The 23,938-nt window shown below is 66.6% G+C and carries 22 protein-coding genes; 14 read left to right on the top strand and 8 right to left on the bottom strand.

Annotated elements, in window-relative coordinates; genetic code table 11:
* Window positions 1-19: 19 nt before the first annotated feature.
* The 5 genes from cyoA to RM96_RS04255 are packed head-to-tail and all read left to right on the top strand — an operon-like array spanning window position 20 to window position 4,949.
* Complete coding sequence (gene cyoA / locus RM96_RS04275; RefSeq protein ID WP_238587082.1) at window positions 20-1,024, top strand: ubiquinol oxidase subunit II; 1,005 nt, start codon at window positions 20-22, stop codon at window positions 1,022-1,024.
* Between the two features lie 59 nt (window positions 1,025-1,083).
* Window positions 1,084-3,087: a cytochrome o ubiquinol oxidase subunit I gene (gene cyoB / locus RM96_RS04270; protein ID WP_039008042.1), complete on the top strand. Its 2,004-nt coding sequence runs from the start codon at window positions 1,084-1,086 to the stop codon at window positions 3,085-3,087.
* The gene (gene cyoC / locus RM96_RS04265) at window positions 3,080-3,751 is read left to right on the top strand and encodes a cytochrome o ubiquinol oxidase subunit III (protein ID WP_039008041.1); all 672 of its coding nucleotides are present in this window, start codon (window positions 3,080-3,082) and stop codon (window positions 3,749-3,751) included. The genes cyoB and cyoC overlap by 8 nt, the downstream gene beginning before the upstream one ends.
* A complete protein-coding gene (gene cyoD, locus RM96_RS04260; protein ID WP_039008039.1) occupies window positions 3,748-4,146 on the top strand; it encodes a cytochrome o ubiquinol oxidase subunit IV in 399 nt (132 codons plus the stop codon). The genes cyoC and cyoD overlap by 4 nt, the downstream gene beginning before the upstream one ends.
* A complete protein-coding gene (locus RM96_RS04255) occupies window positions 4,143-4,949 on the top strand; it encodes an SURF1 family protein (RefSeq protein ID WP_039008037.1) in 807 nt (268 codons plus the stop codon). The genes cyoD and RM96_RS04255 overlap by 4 nt, the downstream gene beginning before the upstream one ends.
* Here the strand turns inward: RM96_RS04255 and RM96_RS04250 are convergent.
* The gene (locus tag RM96_RS04250) at window positions 4,919-5,812 is read right to left on the bottom strand and encodes a LysR family transcriptional regulator (protein ID WP_039008035.1); all 894 of its coding nucleotides are present in this window, start codon (window positions 5,810-5,812) and stop codon (window positions 4,919-4,921) included. The genes RM96_RS04255 and RM96_RS04250 overlap by 31 nt on opposite strands.
* Before the next feature lie 182 nt (window positions 5,813-5,994).
* On the opposite strand from RM96_RS04250, the gene RM96_RS04245 reads away from it, so the two are divergent.
* From RM96_RS04245 to RM96_RS04220, 6 genes are all read left to right on the top strand, one after another.
* Window positions 5,995-7,962 carry an FUSC family protein gene (locus RM96_RS04245; RefSeq protein WP_039008033.1) on the top strand — a complete coding sequence of 656 codons (1,968 nt, stop codon included), beginning with the start codon at window positions 5,995-5,997 and terminating at the stop codon, window positions 7,960-7,962.
* Between the two features lie 47 nt (window positions 7,963-8,009).
* On the top strand, window positions 8,010-8,219 hold the full coding sequence (locus tag RM96_RS04240; protein WP_039008031.1) for a DUF1656 domain-containing protein: 210 nt from the start codon (window positions 8,010-8,012) through the stop codon (window positions 8,217-8,219).
* Window positions 8,216-9,109 carry an efflux RND transporter periplasmic adaptor subunit gene (locus RM96_RS04235; RefSeq protein WP_039008029.1) on the top strand — a complete coding sequence of 298 codons (894 nt, stop codon included), beginning with the start codon at window positions 8,216-8,218 and terminating at the stop codon, window positions 9,107-9,109. The genes RM96_RS04240 and RM96_RS04235 overlap by 4 nt, the downstream gene beginning before the upstream one ends.
* Window positions 9,106-10,563, top strand: a complete 1,458-nt coding sequence (locus tag RM96_RS04230; protein WP_039008024.1) for an efflux transporter outer membrane subunit — start codon at window positions 9,106-9,108, stop codon at window positions 10,561-10,563. The genes RM96_RS04235 and RM96_RS04230 overlap by 4 nt, the downstream gene beginning before the upstream one ends.
* Before the next feature lie 187 nt (window positions 10,564-10,750).
* A complete protein-coding gene (locus tag RM96_RS04225; protein ID WP_193752385.1) occupies window positions 10,751-11,095 on the top strand; it encodes a hypothetical protein in 345 nt (114 codons plus the stop codon).
* Window positions 11,096-11,197: 102 nt separating this feature from the next.
* Complete coding sequence (locus RM96_RS04220; RefSeq protein ID WP_039008023.1) at window positions 11,198-11,392, top strand: hypothetical protein; 195 nt, start codon at window positions 11,198-11,200, stop codon at window positions 11,390-11,392.
* 47 nt (window positions 11,393-11,439) lie between these two features.
* Here RM96_RS04220 and RM96_RS04215 read toward each other — a convergent pair whose 3' ends face one another.
* A complete protein-coding gene (locus RM96_RS04215) occupies window positions 11,440-12,315 on the bottom strand; it encodes a LysR family transcriptional regulator (RefSeq protein WP_039008021.1) in 876 nt (291 codons plus the stop codon).
* Between the two features lie 110 nt (window positions 12,316-12,425).
* On the opposite strand from RM96_RS04215, the gene RM96_RS04210 reads away from it, so the two are divergent.
* A complete protein-coding gene (locus tag RM96_RS04210; protein WP_039008019.1) occupies window positions 12,426-12,848 on the top strand; it encodes a VOC family protein in 423 nt (140 codons plus the stop codon).
* A gap of 75 nt (window positions 12,849-12,923) precedes the next feature.
* On the opposite strand, the gene RM96_RS36230 is transcribed toward RM96_RS04210, so the two are convergent.
* The 5 genes from RM96_RS36230 to RM96_RS04185 form a co-directional block, all read right to left on the bottom strand.
* Entirely contained in the window at window positions 12,924-16,700 is a 3,777-nt protein-coding gene (locus RM96_RS36230; protein ID WP_052279318.1) for a response regulator, read from the bottom strand.
* A 5-nt stretch (window positions 16,701-16,705) separates the two neighbouring features.
* Entirely contained in the window at window positions 16,706-17,845 is a 1,140-nt protein-coding gene (locus RM96_RS04200) for a response regulator (protein ID WP_052279317.1), read from the bottom strand.
* Between the two features lie 213 nt (window positions 17,846-18,058).
* A complete protein-coding gene (locus tag RM96_RS04195; protein ID WP_039008017.1) occupies window positions 18,059-18,382 on the bottom strand; it encodes a thioredoxin family protein in 324 nt (107 codons plus the stop codon).
* 32 nt (window positions 18,383-18,414) lie between these two features.
* Window positions 18,415-20,733, bottom strand: a complete 2,319-nt coding sequence (locus RM96_RS04190) for an ATP-dependent DNA helicase (RefSeq protein WP_052279316.1) — start codon at window positions 20,731-20,733, stop codon at window positions 18,415-18,417.
* A gap of 195 nt (window positions 20,734-20,928) precedes the next feature.
* Window positions 20,929-21,897 (bottom strand): DNA-binding protein, encoded by a 969-nt coding sequence (locus tag RM96_RS04185; RefSeq protein ID WP_238587080.1) that lies wholly within the window; start codon window positions 21,895-21,897, stop codon window positions 20,929-20,931.
* Window positions 21,898-21,985: 88 nt separating this feature from the next.
* On the opposite strand from RM96_RS04185, the gene RM96_RS04180 reads away from it, so the two are divergent.
* Entirely contained in the window at window positions 21,986-23,104 is a 1,119-nt protein-coding gene (locus RM96_RS04180) for a site-specific integrase (RefSeq protein WP_052279315.1), read from the top strand.
* 200 nt (window positions 23,105-23,304) lie between these two features.
* Window positions 23,305-23,730, top strand: a complete 426-nt coding sequence (locus RM96_RS04175; protein ID WP_039008013.1) for a hypothetical protein — start codon at window positions 23,305-23,307, stop codon at window positions 23,728-23,730.
* A 33-nt stretch (window positions 23,731-23,763) separates the two neighbouring features.
* Here RM96_RS04175 and RM96_RS39245 read toward each other — a convergent pair whose 3' ends face one another.
* Complete coding sequence (locus RM96_RS39245) at window positions 23,764-23,931, bottom strand: hypothetical protein (RefSeq protein WP_193752384.1); 168 nt, start codon at window positions 23,929-23,931, stop codon at window positions 23,764-23,766.
* Between the last annotated feature and the right edge of the window lie 7 nt (window positions 23,932-23,938).

Here is a 23,938-nt window from a genome sequence, read left to right as displayed (position 1 = left end):
GCGATCTCCCGGTCAGACAATGTCAATGCGCCGCCCGATCCGCTGGTTGTTGCTGCTGCCAGCCACGCTGGCATTGAGCGGCTGCAACGCCGTGCTGCTTGCCCCCGCCGGCGATCTCGCCGTCCGGCAACGTGATCTGATCATCATTTCCACCTGCCTGATGCTGCTGATCATCGTTCCGGTGATCGTGCTGACCCTGCTGTTTGCCTGGCGATACCGGGCGTCCAACCAGGACGCCCACTACAACCCGGACTGGGACCATTCCACGGTGCTGGAACTGCTGATCTGGTCCGCCCCGCTGCTGATCATCATTGCCCTGGGCGCCGTGACCTGGGTCAGCACGCACAAGCTGGATCCCTACCAGCCCCTGAGCCGGCTGGACGAAGGCCGCTCGCTGCCGGTGGACGTGCAGCCGCTGACGGTCGAGGTGGTGGCCCTGGACTGGAAGTGGCTCTTCCTGTATCCGGAGCAGGGGATCGCCACCGTCAATGAGCTGGCCGCGCCGGTCGACCGGCCCATCCGCTTCAAGATCACGGCCTCCAGCGTGATGAACTCCTTCTTCATCCCCGCCCTCGCCGGCCAGGTCTATGCCATGCCGGGCATGGAAACCCGGCTGCATGCGGTCATCAACGAGCCGGGCGTCTATGAGGGCTTCTCGGCCAACTACAGCGGTGCCGGCTTCTCGCACATGCGGTTCAGGTTCCACGGCCTGAGCAACGAGGAATTCGACCGCTGGGTGCAGAAGGTCAAGGCCGAGGGCAAGCCTTTGTCGCGCGCCACCTACACGCAGCTGGAGCAGCCCAGCGAACGCGAACCCGTGCGGCTCTATGGCAGCGTGCCCGCCGACCTCTTCGACGCCATCCTCAACCGCTGCGTGCAGGCCGGACAGGTCTGCCAGAAAGACATGATGGCGCTCGATTCGCGCCGGGCACGGGGCCTGACCGGAGCTGTATGCACAGCCAGCAATACGCCTGCAGAGCCAGTGGATGTCAGCGTCGCCGGTGCCGAAAGGCTGCTGCGGTAGCTGACGGAAAGCCCAGACAGATGATCCTGTAAAACGCAGTTGTTGTCCTGGAGACCAACATGCCGGAGCGATCCGAACTCGCCACGCAGATCTTCGGCCGCCTGACCTGGGAGGTGATTCCGTTACATGAGCCGATCCTGCTGGCCACCTTCATCGCGGTGGTCATCGGCGGGCTGGTGCTGGTCGGGGCGGTGACGTACTTCAAGGCCTGGGGCTATCTCTGGCACGAGTGGTTCACCAGCATCGACCACAAGAAGATCGGCATCATGTACGTGATCCTCGGCATCGTGATGCTGCTGCGCGGCTTTGCGGACGCGGTCATGATGCGCATCCAGCAGGCCATCGCCTTCGGCGACAACCTGGGCTACCTGCCGCCGCACCACTACGACCAGATCTTCACGGCGCACGGCGTGATCATGATCTTCTTCGTGGCCATGCCGCTGGTCACGGGCCTGATGAACTTCGTGGTGCCGCTGCAGATCGGCGCGCGCGATGTCGCGTTTCCGTTCCTGAACAACTTCAGCTTCTGGATGACCACGGGCGGCGCCATCCTGGTGATGATGTCGCTCTTCGTGGGCGAGTTCGCGCGCACCGGGTGGCTGGCGTATCCGCCCTTGTCCGGCATCCTGCAGAGTCCGGACGTAGGGGTGGACTACTACTTATGGTCATTGCAGGTGGCGGGCATCGGGACCGTGCTATCCGGCATCAACCTGCTGGTGACCATCGTCAAGATGCGCGCGCCCGGCATGAACCTGATGCGCATGCCGATCTTTACGTGGACGGCGCTGTGCACCAACGTTCTGATCATCGCCGCCTTTCCCGTGCTGACCGCCGCGCTGGCGATGCTGGCGGTCGATCGCTACCTGGGGATGAACTTCTTCACCAGCGATCTTGGCGGCAGCGCGATGATGTACGTGAACCTGATCTGGATCTGGGGCCACCCGGAGGTGTACATCCTGGTGCTGCCGGTATTCGGCGTGTTCTCGGAGGTGGTCGCCACCTTCTGCCACAAGCGGCTGTTCGGCTACGCGTCGATGGTGTACGCCACGGTGGTGATCACGGTGCTCTCATACCTGGTCTGGCTGCACCACTTCTTCACCATGGGCTCGGGCGCCAGCGTCAATTCGTTCTTCGGCATTACCACCATGATCATCTCGATCCCGACCGGGGCGAAGCTGTTCAACTGGCTGTTCACGATGTACCACGGCCGCATCCGCTTCGAGGTGCCGATGCTGTGGACGGTCGGCTTCATGGTCACGTTCGTGATCGGCGGCATGACCGGCGTGCTGCTCGCGGTGCCGCCGGCGGATTTCTCACTGCACGGCAGCCTGTTCCTGGTCGCGCATTTCCATAACGTGATCATCGGCGGCGTGCTGTTCGGCCTGATGGCCGGCATCAACTACTGGTTCCCCAAGGCCTTCGGCTACAAGCTCGAGCCGTTCTGGGGCAAGTGCTCGTTCTGGTTCTGGCTGGTCGGCTTCTATCTGGCGTTCATGCCGCTCTACGTGCTCGGGCTGATGGGCGTGACCCGCCGCATGAGCCATTTCGAAGATTCCTCGCTGCAGATCTGGTTCCAGCTGGCGGGCCTGGGCGCGCTGCTGATTGCGCTGGGGATCGGGTGCTTCCTGATCCAGCTTGTGGTGAGTTTCATGCGCCGGGAATCGCTGCGCGATGTGACGGGCGATCCGTGGGATGCCCGCACACTGGAATGGTCAACCTCCTCGCCGCCGCCGCCCTACAACTTTGCCTTTACGCCGATCGTGCATGACACCGACGCCTGGTGGCAGATGAAGGCGCATCACTATCAACGGCCCGAGCAGGGTTTCATCCCGATCCACATGCCGAAGAACACGGGCGCCGGGATCATCCTCGCCGGGCTCAGCACGGTGTGCGGCTTCGCGCTGATCTGGCATATCTGGTGGCTCGTGGTGCTGGCATTCGTGGCGACGATCGCCACGGCCATCGGGCACACCTTCAACTACAAGCGCGACTTCTACATCCCGGCCGAATCGGTCAATAGCACGGAGGCAGAGCGCACCGCCCTGCTCGGCAGCCATGGCTGATACCGTCGCTCCCTTCCCCACCGGCGGCGCGCGGGCGCAGGACGGCCTGCCGCGCGAACACGTGCAGGCCGGCGCGATGCAGTTCTACATGGCCGACGAGTACCACGTGCCCAACGGCACGCTGCTCGGCTTCTGGCTGTACCTGATGAGCGACTGCCTCATCTTCGCCTGCCTGTTCGCCGGTTACGGCGTGCTCGGCCGCAACTACGCGGGGGGGCCGTCCGGCGCCGAACTGTTCGAGCTGCCGCTGGTGGCGCTCAACACCTCGTTCCTGCTGACGTCGTCGATCACCTACGGCTTTGCCATGCTGGAAACGCAACGCGGCCGCATCGGGGCGACACAGGGCTGGCTGGCAGTGACGGGCCTGCTGGGCGCGGCCTTTCTCAGCGTGGAGATCTACGAGTTCGTGCACCTGGTGGGCGAAGGCGCGGGGCCGCAGCGCAGCGGCTTCCTGACATCGTTCTTCGCGCTGGTCAGCACGCACGGCCTGCACGTGACGTTCGGCATCGTGTGGCTGGTCACGCTGATGACGCAGGTGGCCCGGCACGGCCTGATCCCGGAAAACAAGCGCCGCCTCATGTGCCTGTCCATGTTCTGGCACTTCCTGGACGTGGTCTGGATCGGCGTCTTTACCTTTGTCTACCTGATGGGAGCCCTGCCATGAGCGCGCACGACGACACGATGGACGCTCATGGCCACGACGGACACGGGCATGGCCATGGCGAAAGCGAGATCCATATCTCCCTGAGCGGCTACGTGACCGGCTTTGTGCTCTCGGTGATCCTGACCGCCATCCCGTTCTGGCTGGTGATGGGAAAGGTGTTCGACAAATCCAGCACCACCGCGCTGGTCCTGCTCGCGTTCGGTGCCGTGCAGATCGTGGTGCACATGATCTACTTCCTGCACCTGAACGCGAAGTCAGAAGGCGGCTGGAACATGCTGGCGCTGATGTTCACGCTGGTGCTGGTCGTCATCGCGCTGACCGGCACCCTCTGGGTGATGTTCCACCTGAATTCGAATATGATGCCGGGCATGCAGACCACGAAGAATTTGCCTTGACCGGTTCCAGCCCAGACCGCGCCGCGCCGGTCGAATCATCCCGTCCCCTCCCGCCGGCACTGCTGGCAATCCTGGGAATCCTTGCAGTGGCGGCCATTGCCGGCCTGGTCGCCCTCGGCAACTGGCAGATCGAACGGCGCGCCTGGAAGCTGGATCTGATCGCCCACGTGAAGCAGCGCGTGCACGCGCCCGCGGAGGATGCACCGGCTTCCGGCCAGTGGGCCACGCTGAACAAGCCCGCTGACGAATACCGGCGCATCCGTGCCAACGGCACCTTTCTCGACGACAAACAGACGCTGGTCCAGGCCGTTACCGAACTCGGTGGCGGCTACTGGGTGGTGACGCCGCTGCGCATGGCGGATGGCAGCATCGTCCTCGTCAACCGCGGATTCGTGCCGGAGCCGTTCCGGGATCATCCTGCTCACGCCGGGGCCAGCGGCACGAGCCAGGTCATCGGCCTGCTGCGCATGAGCGAACCGGGCACCGGCTTCCTGCGCCACAACGATGCCGCCCGCGACCAGTGGTTCTCGCGCGATGTGCCGGCCATTGCCGCGCGCCGCGGGCTGGGCAACGTGGCGCCGTACTTCATCGATGCAGAGGCAGTGCCGCCTCCCGCCGGCAGCGATCCGAAAGCCTGGCCGGTGGGTGGCCTGACAGTGACGGTCTTCAACAACAACCACCTCAGCTACGCGCTGACCTGGTACGGCCTGGCCATCATGGTGGCCGCCGCCGCTGCGTACCTCGGCCGGGAGGAATACCGGAAACGCGTCCGTCAGCTTCCCAGCACCTCCTCGCATACCTGAAGCCACGCCCGCGCCGCATGCGACAGGTAGCGGCCGGGCGACCAGATATGGGCCAGCGCCCAGTCCATGCCGGGCTCCGTCACGCGGGCCACGGCCAGCGAGTCCCGCGCTTGCAGCCGCTCCAGGAACGGCTGCGGCAGGAAGGTGGTGCCCAGTCCCGCGGCCGCCATCGAAGCCAGGAAATCCCAGTGGCCGCTCTGCGCCACCACACGCGGCTCAATGCGCGCCTCCAGGAACGCCTGCCTGAGCTTGCGGGTAAGCGAGAATTCCTCGGTCAGCAGCACCAGCGGTTCATCGCGCAGGGCCGAGAGCGAAACCGTCTTTCCGCGCGCCCATGACGCCTTGCGCGGGCCCACGGCCCAGATCGGGTATTTGGCGAACTGGCGTGTTTCGAGCGCGAGCCCGCTGTCGCCGGGCAGCACCGTGGCGGCCACCTCCAGCTCGCCGCCTGCCACGCGCTGCTCGACCACCTGCCCGCCCTGCTCCGCCAGGCTCAGCTCCAGGTTGGGATAGCGCTGGCGGAATGCGCTGACCGCCGGCGAGAAAAACAGGTTGACCATGGGCGGGATGCCCACCGTGAGCTGGCCCCGGCCCAGCGACGACATGTCCGCCACCTCCAGCGTCAGCCGGTGCACCACGCCCAGGGCCTCCTGCCCGCGCTCGTAGACCACGCGGCCGACGTCGGTCAGCCGCACGGTCTTGCCTTCGCGGATCAGCAGCGGCTGCCCGACCTCGTCTTCCAGCTGGCGAACCATCTTGCTGATGGTGGACTGGGTGACATACAGCGAGGTGGCGGCCTGAGTGAAACTCCTCAGGCGCGCCGTCTCGACGAAATAGCGCAGCGCGCGGATATCGATGGGCATGCAAGCGTCCTTCTGCCTGGAGTATGAGAAAACCGAATGGCGAAACCAATATTAAATCATGATTGGAATGCCTTTGGTTTGGCTACACTTCGCTTCCACGCATATCCGCTTATGGGAACAGTCGGCGCAAGCCGCCGACGCCACATGGCGGAGGCGGCCCCCACCACCAACGAAAGACCCCCATGGCGATTGCACGACAGTGGCTGTTCTCACTGAAGGCGTTCGCCGCCGCGATGCTCGCGCTCTACATCGCACTTGCCCTCGGCCTGCCGCGCCCCTACTGGGCGATGGCCACGGTCTACTTCGTCTCCCATCCGCTGACCGGCGCGACCCGGTCCAAGGCGGCGTACCGCGTGGCAGGCACCGTGCTGGGCGCAACGGCGGCGGTCGCCACCGTGCCGCAACTGGTCAACATGCCGATCGTGCTGATGGGCGCGATTTCGCTGTGGATCGTAGGGCTGGTCTACCTTTCCATGCTGCAGCGGACGCCGCGCAGCTACGTCTTTCTGCTCGCGGCCTATACGCTGCCGATCGTGGCATTGCCGGCCGTGAGCCAGCCTGCCGGGATCTTCGACATTGCCGTCGCGCGGATCGAGGAAATCGTGATCGGCATCGTCTGCGCAGGGCTGGTTGGCGCGATCGTATTTCCCGCCAAGGTGGCGCCCGCGCTGCGGGCCCGCGCAGCCACCTGGCTGGCCGATGCCGCCGCGTGGGCGACCGACATCATGTCGGGCGATCCCCACGCCAGTGCCAGCCGTCATCGGCTGGCGGCCGATATCCTCGCGCTCGACCAGCTCATCACCCAGCTTTCCTACGATACCGAGAGCGCCAACACCCTGCGCCACGCCCGCGCGCTGCGCGAACGCATGACGATGCTGATGCCGCTGCTGTCGTCGCTGGCGAGCGTGCTGGAGGCCTTGCGGAAGCATCCGGATGGCATGCCGGCACCGCTCGCGCAAGCACTCGCGGCGACATCCGGCTGGCTGAAAGGCCGCGCCACGGCGCCGGCGCAGCGCGCCGCTGGCGGCAGCGCGAGCCACGGACCGCGCGGGGGCCACCATGCCGCCCTCGCCGCTACCGCATGGAGCCAGCTGGGCAAGCTCGCCGAACACTGGGACGCCTGTGTCGCCCTGCAGCAGGGTATCGGCGACCGCCCGGACAGTCCGCGGCGGCCGCTTCCCCAGGTTGAAGCACAACCGGCACGCGCCCACCACCATGACCACGGCATGCTGCTGTTCGGCGCGTGTTCGACCGGTCTGGCGGTCTTCTGTGCCGGGCTGATATGGATCTTCTCGGGCTGGGAGGACGGTGCGGGCGCGGTTGCGGTGGCCTCGATCGCCTGCTGCTTCTTTGCCACCATCGAGGAGCCGCGTCCTGTCGCCTATTCGTTCCTGCGATGGAGCACGGTCTGCCTGCTGGTGTCATCGTTCTACCTGTTCCTGGTGGTGCCGAATGCCCAGAGCTTCGAAACGCTGACCGGGATGCTCGCGCTGCCCTACCTGGGCATCGGCATGCTGATCGCCCGGCCCGGCTTCAACCTGATCGCCATGTTGTTGTCGGTCAATACCGCGTCGTTCGCCAATATCCAGAGCGTCTACGACGCCAATTTCCTCGCCACCTTCAATGGCAGCCTGGCGACCGCTGCGGCCATGCTGTTCGCGCCGGTCTGGGCCATGGCCACGCGTCCGTTCGGCGCGCGCGTGGCGGCACGCCGGCTGATCCGCGCCAGCTGGCAGGACCTGGCGCAGGCCGCCACCCGCCGCGCCGCGGATGCCCACACCAGGCTGGGCGGCCGCATGTTCGACCGGCTCGGGCAGCTGGTGCCGAGGCTGGCGGCCAGCGACGACAAGCTCTCGTCCGACGGCTTTGTCGAACTGCAGGTCGGCTATTGCGCGCTGGCGCTGCAACAGGCGCTGCCGTCGCTGCCCCTGCCAGCGCGCAAGGCGGTCAGGCGCGTGCTGAGCGTGGTTGCCAGGCATTTCCGCGCCCGGTTGCGGGCGGGGCATGTCATCGCGGCGCCTGCCGAGTTGACGGCATGGATTGACGAAGCCCTCAGGCAGGTGGCTGCAGTGCCTGGCGGCGCCCGCCGCGAGATGCTGGATGCACTGGTGGTGCTGCAGGTCACATTGCACCCCGGCGCCCCGTCGTGATCCGGCGGGACCGGCAGGCAAGGCAATGACTCTGCGGAGAAACGGACATGAGCGGTGAAATCGACTTCTATGGCGTGTTTGTGCCCGGACTGCTGGTGCTGATGCTGGCGGCATTCGTGATCACCACCTGCATTCGCGTGGTGCTGACCGGCCTTGGCTTCTACCGGGCGGTCTGGCACCGCTCGCTGTTCAACCTTTCCCTTTATGTGATCGTCCTGGGCGCCGTGGTCGCCATGGCCCCGGGGTTGCCTTCATGACATTCAGACTCCGCTCGATCGTCCCCCTGATCCCCACACTCGTTGCCGCGCTTGTCGCCGTGCTGGTGCTCAGGCATTTGTGGGACTACTACACTGCTGCCCCCTGGACCCGCGACGGCCATGTCCGTGCCGATATCGTGCAGATCGCGCCCGACATATCCGGCCTGGTGACGCGCGTGCTGGTGCACGACAACCAGCGCGTGCAGCGCGGCCAGTTGCTGTTCGAGATCGACCGCGACCGCTACGCGCTGGCGCTGCAGCAGGCGATTGCCACCGCGGCCGCGCAGCGCGCAACGCTGGCGCAGGCTCGCCGCGAGGCCGCGCGAAACCGCTCGCTTGACGGGCTGGTGGCCGGCGAAGTCGCCGAACAGGGCCGCGCCCGCGTCGAGCAAGGCGAAGCTGCGCTGGCGCAGGCGGAGGCCGCCGTGCGCCTGGCCCGCCTGAACCTGGAGCGTACCAGCGTGCTGAGCCCCGCCGACGGCTATCTCAACGACCGCCTGCCGCGCCTTGGCGACTATGTGTCGACGGGGCGCCCGGTATTGTCGATGGTCGACGCGGCGTCCTTCCATGTGGAAGGCTATTTCGAGGAAACCAAGCTGCATCGCATCCATATCGGCAGCCCGGTCGAGGTGCGCATCATGGGCGAGCCGCAACGCCTGCGCGGGCATGTGCAGAGCATCGCCGCCGGCATCGAGGACCGCGACCGCGCCAGCGGCTCGAACCTGCTGCCGAACGTGAACCCCACCTTCAACTGGGTGCGGCTCGCGCAGCGCGTGCCGGTGCGCATCACGCTCGATACCGTGCCGGCGGATGTGCGGCTAGTATCGGGGCGAACCGCCACCGTTTCGGTCGTGGAGCCACGCAGGGCCGCGGCGGAGCGCCAGCCGTGAGCACGCGCAGACTTGCGTGGCTCGCGCCGTTTGTCCCGCTGCTGTTTGCCTGCACCACGGTCGGCCCCGACTATCGCGTGCCTGGGAACGCGGCGATCCGGTCGGCATCCGCCAATGGCGCACTGCTTGGCGGGGACAACCATGCGGTGTCCATCGCGCCGGTGCCCGACGCTTGGTGGCGGCTCTACGACGATCCGAAGCTCGACCGGCTGGTGCAGCAAGCACTGGCCGCCAACACCGATATCCGGCTGGCTGCCGCCAACTTGCGCCGCGCCGTCGCGGTCTATCACGAGGTGGAGGCTGAGAACCTGCCGCAAGGGGGCATCAGTGCCAAGGCCGAACGTGCACAGCTGTCGGGCGAGAGCTTCCTGCAGACCACCCAGCCGCCAGTCCTCAACCTCGGCGATTTCGGCCTGAGTGTTTCGTATCTGATCGACATCTTCGGCAAGCTGGCGCGCGCCGATGAGGCGGCGCTGGCCAACGCGCAGGCCAGCGAGGCCGCGCTGGACCTGGCGCGCGTGGGCGTGGTTGCGCAGACCGTACGCGCTTACGTACAGGGCTGTGCCGCCTCGCATGAGCTGGAGGTTGCGGAGCGGCAGCTCGCCTTGCAGGAGCGCGCCGTAGACGTGGCACGCAAACTGGCCGCCAGCGGTCGGGGCCTGCCCACCGATCCGATCCGCGCCCAGGCACAGACCGACACCTTGCGTGCCGCATTGCCCGAGCTGAAAGCACAGCGCGCCGCCGCCGGTTACCGGCTGGCAGTGATGCTGGGCAAACCGCCGGCAGACCTGACTCCTGCCGAGGCCGAATGCCACGAGGAGCCGCGGCTGCATCAGCCACTGCCAGTCGGCGACGGCGCTGCCCTGCTCAAGCGAAGGCCGGACATCCGGCAGGCGGAACGCGAACTGGCTGCTGCCACCGCAAAGATCGGGGTGGCGACAGCAGACTTGTATCCATCGATCCGTATCGGCGCATCGATCGGCACCACCGGCGTGATGCGCGATCTCGGCAGCGGCCCGACCGCGCGCTGGGGTTTCGGGCCGTTGCTGAGCTGGTCGTTTCCGACCAACGGTGTCCGGCCACGTATCCATGGCATGGAGGCCGGCGCCGATGCGGCACTGGCGCGCTTCGACGGTACGGTGCTCAAGGCCCTGCAGGAGACAGAAACCGCGCTCACCGCCTACACGCATGAACTGGAGCGCCAGCAGGCGCTGCACGCCGCGCGCGAACAGGCCGAAGAAGCTGCCCGCCAGTTGCGCCTGCTCTACCAGGCAGGCCGCGTGCCCTACCTGTCGCAACTGGATGCGGACCGCACGCTCGCGAACGCCGACGCAGCGCTGGCCGCCTCGGAAAGCCAGGTTGCCTTGCGGCAGATCGACCTGTTCCTTGCGCTTGGCGGAGGCTGGCAGGAAGCAAGGTCCGCGCAGAAAAACATGCATGAGAAAAACGACTGATCCCCTGACATTTAAATCATCACAGGAATACCTGCCGACGCCTACACTTCCTTCCGTGCCGCACGACTCCCACGCTGCGGCACCGCCCACAAGGCGAACCGGACGGCATGCGGGACGCAAATCCGCCAATCCCGCGCCGTCTCAACACGGAAGTGTCGTCCACAATCAGTTAGAAGAAGCAGCTGACATGCATAACAAGATTCTCAAAGCCCTCCTTACCACGGCAACCCTCGGCGCCTGCGTGCTGGCCAGCGGCCAGGCCGGCGCACAAGGCCTGAAAGACCGCGGCGTTCCCGGCGACCGCTATGGCTATGAAATGCACATTGGCAAGCGCGACCCGTTCACCGACGGCGCGCATGGCATCCGCAAGCCGGATCCGTACACCGATGGCGCAAATGCGATCGGCAAGCGCGATCCCTTCACCGACGGCGCGTTTGGCCCCGCATCGGAGCAGAACCTCGCCGGCATGGACCGCAGCGGCGTTTCGGCTGCGCCTGCCCACGGCGCTGCACGCGCTGAAGCCGCCGTTTAAGTACGAGCACGACTGACAGTACCGGCGCCGGGTGTCCATCCCCGGCGCCACGGTAGCGTCCCAAACCTCGCCGTTCCCGCTCTCCCTCCGCAAGACATTCCCATGAACAAGATCCTGCTGGCGCTGCTTAGCGTCACTGCCTTTGCGTCCGCGTTGCCTGCCCATGCCGGCCCGGACTTCACCGTGATCGAACGCGCCCGCGCGGCCCGACAGGCGCAGGCGCGCCAGGCCCAGCCATGCGAACAGGCGTCCAGGCCGACCGGCCATGCGGCGACCGTCGTGAACCAGGCAGGCTGATTGCCGGCGCGGGTTCTATCGGATGAGTGCGCTGATGCGGGACAACACTATCGTTGCCAGCTGTTGCCCGCCGAGACGAGCGCATCGATCAAAGCCCCGACCGGGGCGCGCCTGAGTGCCGACTGCCGGACCAGCACGCCGATATCCCGGAAGATCGGCCCGCCCGGCAACGGCGCTTCGATCACGTTGACGGCGCTGGCGAGCGACACAAGGTCGGCGGGAATGATGGCGCAGCCCAGCCCCTGGTCGACCATCTGCAGGATCACGGCGGGTTCATCCAGTTCCATCCCTTCCCTGACCCACAGGCGCTGCCGCTTCAGGTAGCGGTCAACCAGCTGCCCCCCGGTGGAGTGGCGGTTGTAGCGGATGAACGGCAGCGCCGCCAGCATCGACCGCAAATCCGCCGGTGCACCCACTGGCCCGATGGCGACAAAGCGCTCATGGAGCAGCGGCACCCATTTCAGCTCCGGCGGAAACCCCAGCCTTGGCTTGACCAGCACGGCGATGTCCAGTTCGCGCGCATCCACCTGGGTCAGCAACTGCGTCGACATGCCCGGCACGATGTTGACGTGGGTGTCGGGAAAATCCGCCCGGAAGCGCTGCATGGCCACTGGCAGCAGCGTAGCCTGGACGGTGGAGACCGCGCCCAGGTCCAGCGGCGCCGCATCCGCCGGCGCGCCAGCCGTGCCTTTCATGGCTTCATAGAGTTCGATAAAGCGCTGTGCGTCCGGCAAAAGCCGCCGCCCCGCTTCACTCAGCGTGACCGATTTGCCGGAGCGATCGAACAGGCTGCAGCCCAGGTCCTCCTCCAGCCGGCGAATCTGGGTGCTGACAGCCGATTGCGTCAGCGCCAGCCTGGCGCCGGCAGCGGAAAACGAGCCGGTCTCGGCAGCCACCAGGAAAGTGCGGAAGTAGCGGATCATCGATCAAAAACTATGATGCTCAGATCAAAAATGATTCGTTTCATATTACGGGTTCTGCTGATTACAATCAATGCAGCCGTTTCCGACACTCCCGACAGAAGGCCAATGCAATGAGCACAATTCCGCTATTCCACCTCGCTTTTCCCGTCAACGACCTGGCCGAGGCGCGCCGCTTCTACGGCGAGCTGCTCGGCTGCCCCGAGGGCCGCAGTTCCGATGCCTGGGTCGATTTCAATTTCTATGGCCACCAGGTGGTGGCGCACCTGGCCCCAGAGGAATGCGGGCACCGTTCCACCAGCGCGGTTGACGGCGACGAGGTGCCGGTGCGCCATTTCGGCGCCATCCTGCCGATGAGCGAATGGGAAGCCCTGGCGGAAAAGCTGCGCGCTGCCGGCACGAAGTTCGTCATCGAGCCGCACGTGCGCTTCAAGGGCCAGGTCGGCGAGCAGGCCACGATGTTCTTCCTGGATCCGTCGGGCAATGCGCTCGAATTCAAGGCTTTCGGCGACATCAACCAGGTCTTTGCGAAGTAAGGCCGGGTCGCGATTGCCACGCCGGCGCGCCGGGTCACGAATCCGAATTGCCTGGGGCCGTCGGCGGCAACAACACTAAGGCGCCGCGCCATCCAGCACGGCCAGCGCCGATTCGTAGTCAAACGATTCGACAGCCATGCGCAAGTGGCTGACCTCTCTGGCCGTCAGGACATCGGCCAGCCGATGGTGGTGGCTCGCGAAGGTCAGGCGGGCATCGCTGGCGCCCTCACGCAGCTGGCGGCGCAATAGCGCAAAGATGGCCGTGATGCTGGCGGTATCACTGCCGTCTGCCGGCACGGAAGCCTTATCCGCTGGCGGCAGATGCGCGCGCAGCGCGTCCTGCAGGCTGGCAAAGGCGCTGCGCAAATCGTCCAGCCGGGCTTCGGCCCCTGCTCCATCGCCGGCTTCCAGCGCAGCTTCCAGCCCTGCCGCGCCGTCAGCCACCAGCCTCGCCCCGAGATTGCCGGCCACCCCGAGCAGGACATGCGCCTGGCGCGCGGCCTCTGTGTGGTTGCCGGCCTGCATCAGCGCGCCGATGCGGTCGACGATATCCGCATAGCCCGAATCCAGCCGGGCGAGCAGCTGCCGGTAGGTTCCGGCGTTTCCTGCCACCCGCCCCAACCCGCCTTCGACATCCGGCACGCCTGCCGCCGCGAGCGCCTGGAGCCAGGGCAAGCGCGCTGCGCGGGGTTCGGTCGAAGCGGCCGCGCGCTGCGCCGTGCCGGTCAGCCAGTGATGCACCGTCGCGAAGAAGGCCTCCGGGCTGATCGGCTTGGCGATATGGTCGTTCATGCCGGCGGCCAGGCAGCGTTCGCGGTCTTCGGGCAGCGCGTTGGCGGTCATGGCCACCACGGGCAGGTCTGCCAGCCGGGGATTGGCGCGAATTTGCCGGGTGGCCTCGATACCGTCCATGACCGGCATCTGCATATCCATCAGGACCAGGTCGTATGCCTGCACGGCAAGGCACTGCAGCGCCTCGGCGCCGTTCCCGGCTGTATCGGGCGAGATGCCGGCCTGCTGCAGCAGGTGCACGGCCACTTCCCGGTTGATCTCGTTGTCCTCCACCAGCAGGACCCGGCACTGCGGCAGCGACCAGCCCAGGCCCGTTGCACGGCGATGGGCCCGTGGCTCGGCAAGGTCCGGCCCGGCGGCCAGCACGCGCATGGTGGCATCGAACAGCACCGAAGGGCTGACCGGCTTGAGCAGCATGGCCTCGAAGCCGTTGCGCTCCCCTTCTCGCAGCACTTCTTCGCGGCCGTTGGCAGTCACCATCAGCGCGCGCGGCCGCGAGCCCCGCAGCGGCATGGCGGCGAGCCGGCGCGCGGTTTCGATGCCGTCCAGCCCGGGCATGCGCCAGTCGATAAAGACAGCGTGATAGGGATCCGCCTCGGCATCGGCACGCTCGATGGCCGCCAGCGCGGCTTCGCCCGATGCCACTTCCTCCACACGGAAGCCAAAGCCGCGCAGCATGCTCGCGATGACCTGGCGTGCGTAACCGTGGTCGTCCACCACCAGCAGGCGGCGGCCGGCCAGCGCGGGCTGCACCAGCAGCGCCGGCGCGTGCGTCGTGCCCGGCTGCAAGTCCAGTTCGAACCAGAATGTGCTGCCCTTGCCGGCCTCGCTCTGCACGCCGATGGTGCCGCCCATCAGTGTCACCAGCCGCTGGCTGATGGCCAGGCCCAGCCCGCTGCCGCCGTAGCGGCGCGTGGTCGAGCTGTCGGCCTGCTCGAAGCTCTGGAACAGGCGGGGAATGATTTCGGCCTCGATCCCGATGCCGGTATCGCGGACTTCGAAATGCAGGCGGATGCGGGTGGTGGCGTGCTCATCGTCGCAGCGGACCACGCGCACCACGATCTCGCCGCGATCGGTGAACTTGACCGCGTTGGTGGTGAAGTTGATCAGCACCTGGCGGATCCGCAGCGGGTCGCCGCGCAGCGAGTCCGGGACGTCCGGCGCCACTTCGACGATCAGTTCGAGCTGCCTGGCGGCCGCGCGTTCCGACACCAGGTCACCCACCGTGCGCAGCAGGCGCTCCAGCGAAAAGTCGATCTCTTCAACCTCCAGCTTGCCGGCCTCGATCTTCGACAAGTCCAGGACGTCGTTCAGGATGCCCAGCAGATGCTGCCCGGAGCGCTGGATCTTCTCGAGATAGTCGCGCTGCTTCGGGTTCAGCTGCGTGCCCAGCGCCAGGTGTGCCATGCCGATGACCGCATTCATCGGCGTGCGGATTTCGTGGCTCATATTGGCCAGGAAACTCGCCTTGGCCTGGGCGGCGGATTCGGCCGCGTGCTTGGCACTTGCCAGCTCGGCGTTGGCAATCGCGAGTTCGCGCGTGCGTTCCCAGACCTTCTGCTCCAGCGTTTGCGACAACTCCCTGAGCTTGCCGTTGGCCCTGACCTGGTCGGTAATGTCGATGCCGACCGCGCCGACTCCTACCACCGCGTTGCTGGCCGGATCGCGCACCGGAAAGCGCACGACCTGCAGGTCGCGCTTGCCCCGGGGCGACTGCATGACGTAGACGTGCTCCTCGGCCTGGCCGGTGGTCATCACGCGCTCTTCGATCTCCCAGCGCTCCTGCGTGCCGTCCGGCATGGCGGCAAGTTCGCGGTCGGTCTTGCCCAGCACGTGTTCCTGGCGCGCACCGAGCAGCTCTTCCATCGCAGGATTGAGGGCCAGGAAGGCGTGGTTCCGGTCCTTCAGGTGCATGGTGGCCGGCGAGTGATCCAGCATCGCATGCAGCCGCTCTTCGCTCTGCGCCAGGCGATGCTGGCTGCGGCGCAGCGCCCATGCGGCGAGGCCGATCAGCAGCATGATCGCGAGCGCCATCCCCATCACGACCGTGCGCGTGGACCGGTAGGAGTGGAAGGCCTCGTCCATGTCCTGCTCGAGGATCAGCCCGCAGTCAAGCGCCGGTACCCAGAGCCCGGCTCCGGCCACGCGCCTGCCGCGATAGCTGCGGTAGCCAAAGGCGGCCTGCAGCGTTTCGTCGCGCAAGACCCGCTGCGCCATCCGCGTCAGCGGAGCGCCTGCCGAGGCCTGGTACGTGCCGTTCCCCAGCGGTGTCGGCACGCGCGCCCATACATTGAAGATCGATGGCCCGCCAGCAGGCAGCAGGCCCTCGCCGACCAGTTCCTCGTCAAACCGGCTCGGCGTAATTAGCCGGCTATCGCGGTCGATCACATAGAGATCGCCGCTGCTGCCAAAGCGTGCTGCCTTGAGGATCTGCAGCATCACCGCATAGGGATCGATGCGCAGGCAAAGCGCACCGGTTACGCGCGCTTTGTCCCACAAGCGCGAGCACACCACCTGGAACGGCGTGCTGGTCACGAGCCCGGTGGGGGCCGGTGCCACGGCCGGCCCCGGATATGGCGCCGATACTGCCGCGCCGTTGTGGCGCGCGCGGGTTGCAGTCCGGGCCGACTCCGGCAGCAGCGCCTGGCCGCTGCGTCCGGGCAGGTCCGAGATGACGATCTGGTTGTCGGGCGTGACGAGGGCAAAGCCGATATAGCCGTTAGAGCGGTACAGCGGCGTGATCCAGTTGATGAACTCGCTGACGCGGTCGGGGCTTGCCGGGGTACCGCCGGCGAGCAGGGGACGCGCCAGCCTGACGGTCTCGTCCAGTGCGCTGATCGATACGGTACGGCGCCGCTGCTCCCCGGCCCAGATCTCCAGTTGCCGCGCGGTGGTGTTGATGGTGGCGCCCATGCGCGCGCCGACGCTGGCCTGCTCGTTCTCGCGCACCATCGATGCCGCGGCAAAGGCCACCAGGCATACCGCCACGGCCAGCAACGCGGCGTAGGCCAGCAAGGGACCGCGGCGCCAGCTTGCCGTGCTGCTGCGTTGTGCTGCCATGGGCTTCAGGCGGCGCCTGCGGCGGCGGGTTCGGCGTCGGCCGCGGCTACCGGATCGGCATAGCGCAGCGCAATGGCATGGAACTGGTCGGCAATGGCGCAGAAGGCGTCGACCATGCCGGGGTCGAAATGCCGGCCGCGGCCTTCGACAATGATCCGCACGGCGTCCTCATGCGTGAAGGCCGCCTTGTAGACCCGGCGCGAGATCAGGGCGTCATAGACATCGGCAACGGCCATCAGCCGCGCCGAGACCGGGATCGCATCGCCCTGCAGCCCGTCCGGATAGCCGCTGCCATCCCACTTTTCATGATGATGCTCGGCAATCTCCCGTGCGTAGCGCAGGAAGGAATTGCGCGTGCCGCACTGGGCCTCGGCATCGGCAATGGCATCGCGACCCAGCGTAGTGTGGTTCTTCATCACCTCGAACTCTTCCGCGGTCAGCTTGCCAGGTTTCAGCAGGATGCGGTCCGGGATGCCCACCTTGCCGATATCGTGCAGGGGCGCGGACTTGAACAGCAGATCGATGGTTTCATCGTCGAGCTGGTCGCGGAAGCGCGGATCGTGCCGCAGTGCGCGGGCGAGCTCGCGCACGTAGTGCTGGGTGCGGCGGATATGGTTGCCCGTCTCGTTGTCGCGGGTCTCGGCCAGGGCTGCCAGCGCAATGATGGTGGCATCCTCGATCATCGTGATCTCGCGCGTGCGGCGCTGCACCTCCGCTTCGAGGTAGGCCGAGCGGTCGCGCAGGAAATCGTGGGCCTGCTTGAGTGCCAGCTGGCTGGCGATACGGGCGCGGGCCACCGGCGGGCTGACCGGCTTCATGATGTAGTCCACCGCCCCGACCTCAAACCCGCGCGCTTCGTCCAGTTCATCCGTGCGCGAGGTCAGGAAGATGACCGGCACGTGGGCGGTGCGCGGGTCGGCCTTCAGCAGGCGGCAGGTTGCATAGCCATCCATGCCCGGCATCAGGACATCCAGCAGGATCAGGTCGGGGGCGGCCGTCGACGCCAGCTGCACCGCGGTGGCTCCGCGGGTCGCCACCCTGACGCGGTACTGGTCCTGAAGCATCGCGATCATCGCGGCGATATTCTCGGGGACGTCGTCTACCACCAGGACGGTAGGTCGCTGCTCGGGGCTGTCGGCGCTCATGGGTCGAAAGGTAGGGTTGGACCGTCCTGCCCGGCGCCGTTGCGCCCGGTAGGCCGGTACTGGAAACAGAAAGGACTGACTGGCGCCTGCTCCGGCCGTGCATTGAGCGCCCACCCCACGTCCATCGGCAGAAACGCGCCGGACTTTCCCCTCCTGAAGCAGGGAGCGGCTGAGTCCGGCCTGCCATGCCGCAAGCTTCGTACAGGGTTTTCCCTAGACAATTCCCGCCATCGCATCCCGGATCGCGCCGGCGTCGGTCGGGCGGACCAGTCGCGCCATCTCCTGCCCGTCACGCATGAAGATCAGGGTCGGCCACAGCTTGACCCGGAAAGAGCGGCCCAGCCTTCTGCCGCTGCCATCCTCGACCTTGATGTGCCGCAGCCCCGGATACGCGGCGAATGCTTCGGCCAGGTACGGCTGCGTGCGGATGCAGTAGGCGCACCACGGGGCGCCGAACTCGATCACGGTTCCGCCGGGCAGCGCGTCAACCTCGGCGCGCGAGGGCTCTGTAGCGGCGTAGGTATCGGTCATTGGCATGCTGCCATTCTCCTGTATTGCGCATCCATGATTCAGGCGGACTCGTGGAATCCGATTTCCCACCAGTCTGGCAGCAGTTGGCGAACTTCGCCGGCCGCAAAGCGATCGTCGATCAGGTGGACGACGCCCCGGTCCTGCCGGGTCCGGATCACCCGGCCGGCGGCCTGCACCACCTTGCGCAGCCCCGGATACAGGTAGGCATATGCATAGCCCTGCCCGAACACCTGCTCCATGCGTTCGCGGATCTGTTCGTTGACCACATTGAACTGCGGCAGCCCGAGCGTCGCCACGAATGCGCCGATCAGACGGTCGCCAGGCAGGTCCACGCCTTCGGAGAATGCGCCGCCGAGCACGGCAAAGCCGATGCCTGCCCCGCCCGGCGCGAAGGCACCGAGGAACCCCGCCTGCTCGTCCTCATCCATGCCGCGAGACTGCGCCCAGTGAGGGATCTGGGGAAACTGCCGGCCGAACAGCGTCACGGCCTGCTGGAGGTAGTCGTGGCTGCTGAAGAAGGCGAGATAGTTGCCGGGGTGGGAGGCAAACTGGTTTGCCATCAACCTGACCAGTGCCGGCAGCGAGCGTTGGCGCTGCGTGTAGCGGGTGGATATCCGTCGCGCGATGCGCACTTCAAGCTGCTCGGCGCCGAACGGCGAAGGCACTGCCACCTGCGCGCACTGCTTCGGCAAACCCAGCGTATCCAGGTAATAGCGGGCGGGATCGAGCGTGGCGGAGAACAGCGTGGTGGAATGGGCCGCGGCAAAGCGTGGGCGCAGGAACGGCGCCGGAATGACATTCCGGATGCAGAGCCGCGCATTGACGCCCCGGCGCGCGCGCGGTGTACGGTGGATGTCGAACAGCGAATTGGCATCGAGCTGCTCAGCCAGCCGGGCGAAATGCAGTGCATCGAAGTAAAAGCGCTGCAGTTCCGGCTCATGGACACCCGGCTGCGCGCTCATATGCGCCAGGGTGGCCGCACAGACTTCGTCCAGCGCGTGCAGGAATGCAGCGGGCACGGCGGCCATCACCTGGTAGGCATCGGCCGGCTCCCGGGCCAGCGCATTCCATTGCCGATGCAGGCGGTCCATCGGTTTCGCCAGCACAGCGGGTGCGTCTCGCCGCAAGGTACGGAAGGCATGATGGTCAAGCTCCGACGTGTACATGCCGCGCCCGCGCTCGACGAGGTTGTGCGCCTCGTCGACCAGCACGCCGACACGCCATCCGCTGGTCACGGTGAGCGCGTACAGCAAGGCGCTGCGATCGAAGTAGTAGTTGTAGTCCGCCACCACGATATCGCTCCAGCGCACCAGCTCCTGCGACAGGTAGTACGGGCAGATGCCGTGCTCCCGCGCGAGCATGCGCACGGCGCCGCGATCCCGCACCGGCAAAGCGCGTGCGGCGTCGCGCGCTGCCGGCAGCCGGTCGTAGAAGCCTTTCGCCAGCGGGCAGGACTCGCCGTGGCAGGCCAGTCCGGGATGCTCGCAGGCCTTGTCGCGCGCGACCAGCTCCAGCACGCGCAGCGGCGGCGCCCCGGCATGGCTGCGGATCAGCGCGGCGGCTTCCAGCGCAACACCGCGCCCCGTCGACCTGGCCGACAGGAAGAACAGCTTGTCGATGCCCTGCCCCGGCGTCGCCTTGAGCGCCGGGAAGATCGTGCCGAGCGATTTGCCGATCCCCGTCGGCGCCTGCGCCAGCAGGCAGCGGCCGGAACGGTTGGCGTTGTAGACCGCTTCGGCCAGTTCGCGTTGCCCGGCGCGGAATTCAGCGTGCGGGAATGTCAGGCCCTGGAGCGCGGTGTCGCGCTCGCACCGGTGTTCCATCTCCAGCTGCGCCCAACTGAGGAACTGGCGGCACGTCTGCTCGAAACAGGCTTTCAGCTCAGGTGCGCTGAAACGCTGGATGACCGGTTGCTCGCGCTGGCTGAGGATATCGAAATAGACCACCGCGATCTCCAGCTCGGACAGGCCCAGCTTCGCGCACAGCAGCCAGCCGTAGATCTTCGCCTGCGCCCAGTGCAGGTGGCGATGGTTGTCCGGGACGTCGGCTTCGCCGCGCACGGTCTTGATTTCTTCCAGCCGGTTCGCGGCGGGGTCGTAGCCGTCCGCGCGGCCGCGGACATGCAGCCGGCCGAAGTCGGCGCTCAGTGAAACCTCTGCCTGATAGCCCTCGCCACGGCGCGCGGTCACCACGCCATGGCCCGCCACACCCTCTTGTGCGGTGGGCGTCGGGACAAAGCGCAGGTCGAGGTCGCCCGCCTTGGCGGTGAATTCGCATAAGGCGCGCACGGCAACGACGTACCGGTGCGCGGGCTCATCCGGGCCCGGCTGCCCCGCGACGGATGGAAGAGACTGCATCTGGAAAAAGCGACGAGCCGGCAGCCAGGAATGCCTCGCAGCCGCTGGATCAATGACTGTATGAATATACAGTAAGCGAGCTCGCAATCCAGCCGGAATCCGCGCCGGGAATGGCCGCTATGCCTTATCCGGCATAAGCGTCGCACTAAGCTCAGCCGTGTGGCTCGGCCGCCGGCATCGGCGTGAGCAGTCTGGCTAGGCCGCGGGCACGCGTGTCCTGAGGCGGGTACTGCGCCCGATCGCGGGTTTCGCCCTTGCCAGCCGCTGCCGGCGCGCCAGCGTTGGCGGAGCGGCCGGCGGTCCTGCCTCGAGTCGCTCCCTGTATTCGGCCAACAGGCTTTCCCGCTGCCTGACGCGCTCTTCCAGCACCGCAATCGCATTGCCGAGCCGGGTCATCTCCCCGCCTTGCCGCGAAGCCACTTCGGCCGCATGCGTCAGTCGCTCCATCGCGGCTTTTCGCTCCGCCTCCAGGAGCCTCTGTCCTTCCTTTGCGGCAACGCGTGCCGTATCCAGTTCCAGCGCCATCCGGCGCTCATTGGCGCCCGCCCGCGCGGTAATGAGCTCACGTTCCTGATCCCAGGCCGCACGCTGGGCGGCGACTTCGCGCCGGAGATCGTCCTTTTCTTGTTGCGCGGTAGCGCGTTCCGCCAGCAAGGCATCGGCCTGCCGCTGCAGCGCGGCCGCCGCCGCCTCGGCGCGCCCGGCTCGCTCGACCGCCTCATCGCGCGTACGCGCCAGCTCCGCCATGGCCGTTTCGGCACCTTCCAGCCTGGCTTGCAGGACTTCGCGTTCCTGCGCCAGCTGATCACGCTGCGCTGCCAGCGCCGCCTCGGCCTGCCGCAACGCAGTTTCGCGTTCGCACAATGCCGATTCAGCCGCCGCACGAGCTTCGGTTAGCGCCGCTTCCCACAGATATCGCGCGGCCTGCCCGACCGGATCGGGATAGCCGGTTGTGGGCGCAAAGGCCTGCGCATCCTGCAGCCGGCCACCCAGGGCCGCAAACCACGCATCGAGATGCGGACTCACCGTATTGGGAGACCCGCGCCCCAGATGCTGGCGGATGCGTTCGATGGTCGGCCGCTGGCCGGCCTTCAGCAAGGCATCGGCTGCCTGCCAGACGTCATCGCGGGTGATGCCGCGGCTACGGACGGATTCGATGGGCATGATTGCTGGATAAGTTTCGATAATGAAGAGTTATCGCGCCTTATTCCTATTTGCTGTATGATTCATAACAGCATACATCATATTCAATATGATTTCGCCCAATCCTCCAGCCTTTATCGTTGATGTCGAACTCCCCGCGCCCGTTGCGCCGCTATGCCCGTCTGAACTCGATCCGCTTGCCGAGCAGGCCGCGGCCGCTCTCCTGCGCGAGGGGGAATCGCGTAACACCGTGGCGAGCTATCGCTCTGCCCTGCGCTACTGGGCAGCCTGGTACACCCTGCGCTATCGCCGCCCTATCGCGCTTCCGCTGCTGCCGGCGGTCGTAATCCAGTTCATCGTGGACCACGCTACGCGGCAGACGCCGCAGGGGCTGGTCTGCGAAATGCCGCAGGCACTGGACCAGGCGCTGGTCAGCCAGGGCTACAAGGCCCGGACCGGGCCGCCCGCGCTGGCAACGCTTACGCATCGTCTGGCGGTACTGGCCAAGCTCCATCGAATGCGTGAGGCGCCCAACCCCTGTGCCGATGCATCCGTGCGCGAGTTGCTTGCCGGTATCCGCCGCGCCTACGCGCGGCGCGGCGAGCGCCAGGCGCGCAAGGCCGCGCTGACCCGCGATCCACTGCTGCAACTGCTGGAAACCTGTGATGACTCGCTGCGCGGACTGCGCGATCGCGCCTTGCTGCTGTTTGCGTGGTCCAGCGGCGGACGGCGCCGGTCCGAGGTGACGCGCGCCACGATGGCCAATGTCACCCGGGTGGCGCCGGGCGAGTTTGTCTACGCGATGGGATGGTCCAAGACCAATCAGGCAGGCAACATGCAGGCCGACATCGGCAAGCCTGTCGTGGGTCCCGCCGGGCAGGCGCTGGAGGCATGGCTCGCGGCTGCGCGGATCGAAGACGGAGCACTATTCCGGCGCATACGGCGCGGCGGGCACGTTGGAGAAGGTTTGTCCGATGCGGCCGTCAGCCGGATCGTGAAGGAGCGCTGTGCGCTGGCCGGACTGGAAGGCGATTTTTCAGCGCATTCGCTGCGTTCCGGCTTCGTGACCGAGGCCGCGGCGCAGCAGGTTCCACTCCCTGAAGCGATGACCATGACCGGACACGCCAGCGTGTCGACCGTGGTCCGCTATTTCCGCTCAGCCGATGCGCGCCGCTCTCGCGCGGCGGACCTGCTCGGCGCCGGGCAACCCAGTCCCGTCAACGGTTGACGCCATTTTTCCGCGGCGCGCAAGTACGGGTATTTCGCTAGCCCGCCCTGCTGGCCCGGCCATCGGCATCTGCCTATACTGGCAGGCGCGCCGGACGGTGCCAGGTGAGCTGGCCGGCTGCGCCCGGAGGTCCCGGGCAGGCGACGGCGTCTCTATCGGGACCTGCCCCGGTGTCCTGCCCACGAACCATGAAAGTGGAGATGGGCATGCCCAACGAACAATTCCTCGCCACCCAGGAAACTCGCCGCTCCGGCCTGCAGGCCCTGCGCGCGGCGCTGCTGCAAGTCCACAAGGAAGTCATCGGCTACGACCGGGGCCAGTACGAGCGCCTGAACGGGCCGATACCCGCAGGCCTGTTTGTGCAGCTGGTGACCGAAGACAACTTCTTTCGCTGGCTGGACCCGCTGTCACGGCTGATCATCGAGATCGACGAAGAGCTGGAATCCAAAGAGCATCACGACGACACCTGCCGCGCCGTGGCGCGTGCCGCCGAAAAGCTGTTCAGTGAAAAAACGGACAGCGCCTTCCGCAAGCGCTATCAGGAGGCGTTGCAGGATGAGTCAGGCGTGATCGTGGCGCACGGGCGCCTGATGTCCGTGATCGGGCAACTGCGTCAACTGCCCTGAGGTCGGGCGCGGAAAAACTGTCAGGCCGGCCGCCTATCTGTTCTTCGGCCGGCGCTGCACTTCCGAATCGACGGCAATGGGGTCGCTGGCGGGGAACGTCTCCTCCAGCGCTTCGTCGAGTTCGTTTTCGATGATGTCTTCGCCGGACTTTTGCGGCTTCGGTGCGGGCTGCTTGTCCTTCTGCGGTACGGGCTTGCTCATGGTGGAC

This window comes from Cupriavidus sp. IDO, assembly GCF_000812465.1.
Lineage (GTDB): Bacteria > Pseudomonadota > Gammaproteobacteria > Burkholderiales > Burkholderiaceae > Cupriavidus.
This window is presented reverse-complemented; position numbering and strand designations above follow the sequence as displayed.

Bases quoted from the DNA above. Each gene is read 5' to 3' on its own strand.
- cyoA (WP_238587082.1), top strand. From the start codon at position 20: ATGTCAATGCGCCGCCCGATCCGCTGGTTGTTGCTGCTGCCAGCCACG.
- cyoB (WP_039008042.1), top strand. From the start codon at position 1,084: ATGCCGGAGCGATCCGAACTCGCCACGCAGATCTTCGGCCGCCTGACC.
- cyoC (WP_039008041.1), top strand. From the start codon at position 3,080: ATGGCTGATACCGTCGCTCCCTTCCCCACCGGCGGCGCGCGGGCGCAG.
- cyoD (WP_039008039.1), top strand. From the start codon at position 3,748: ATGAGCGCGCACGACGACACGATGGACGCTCATGGCCACGACGGACAC.
- RM96_RS04250 (WP_039008035.1), bottom strand. From the start codon at position 5,812: ATGCCCATCGATATCCGCGCGCTGCGCTATTTCGTCGAGACGGCGCGC.
- RM96_RS04245 (WP_039008033.1), top strand. From the start codon at position 5,995: ATGGCGATTGCACGACAGTGGCTGTTCTCACTGAAGGCGTTCGCCGCC.
- RM96_RS04240 (WP_039008031.1), top strand. From the start codon at position 8,010: ATGAGCGGTGAAATCGACTTCTATGGCGTGTTTGTGCCCGGACTGCTG.
- RM96_RS04235 (WP_039008029.1), top strand. From the start codon at position 8,216: ATGACATTCAGACTCCGCTCGATCGTCCCCCTGATCCCCACACTCGTT.
- RM96_RS04225 (WP_193752385.1), top strand. From the start codon at position 10,751: ATGCATAACAAGATTCTCAAAGCCCTCCTTACCACGGCAACCCTCGGC.
- RM96_RS04220 (WP_039008023.1), top strand. From the start codon at position 11,198: ATGAACAAGATCCTGCTGGCGCTGCTTAGCGTCACTGCCTTTGCGTCC.
- RM96_RS04215 (WP_039008021.1), bottom strand. From the start codon at position 12,315: ATGATCCGCTACTTCCGCACTTTCCTGGTGGCTGCCGAGACCGGCTCG.
- RM96_RS04210 (WP_039008019.1), top strand. From the start codon at position 12,426: ATGAGCACAATTCCGCTATTCCACCTCGCTTTTCCCGTCAACGACCTG.
- RM96_RS36230 (WP_052279318.1), bottom strand. From the start codon at position 16,700: ATGGCAGCACAACGCAGCAGCACGGCAAGCTGGCGCCGCGGTCCCTTG.
- RM96_RS04200 (WP_052279317.1), bottom strand. From the start codon at position 17,845: ATGAGCGCCGACAGCCCCGAGCAGCGACCTACCGTCCTGGTGGTAGAC.
- RM96_RS04195 (WP_039008017.1), bottom strand. From the start codon at position 18,382: ATGCCAATGACCGATACCTACGCCGCTACAGAGCCCTCGCGCGCCGAG.
- RM96_RS04190 (WP_052279316.1), bottom strand. From the start codon at position 20,733: ATGCAGTCTCTTCCATCCGTCGCGGGGCAGCCGGGCCCGGATGAGCCC.
- RM96_RS04185 (WP_238587080.1), bottom strand. From the start codon at position 21,897: ATGCCCATCGAATCCGTCCGTAGCCGCGGCATCACCCGCGATGACGTC.
- RM96_RS04180 (WP_052279315.1), top strand. From the start codon at position 21,986: ATGATTTCGCCCAATCCTCCAGCCTTTATCGTTGATGTCGAACTCCCC.
- RM96_RS04175 (WP_039008013.1), top strand. From the start codon at position 23,305: ATGGGCATGCCCAACGAACAATTCCTCGCCACCCAGGAAACTCGCCGC.
- RM96_RS39245 (WP_193752384.1), bottom strand. From the start codon at position 23,931: ATGAGCAAGCCCGTACCGCAGAAGGACAAGCAGCCCGCACCGAAGCCG.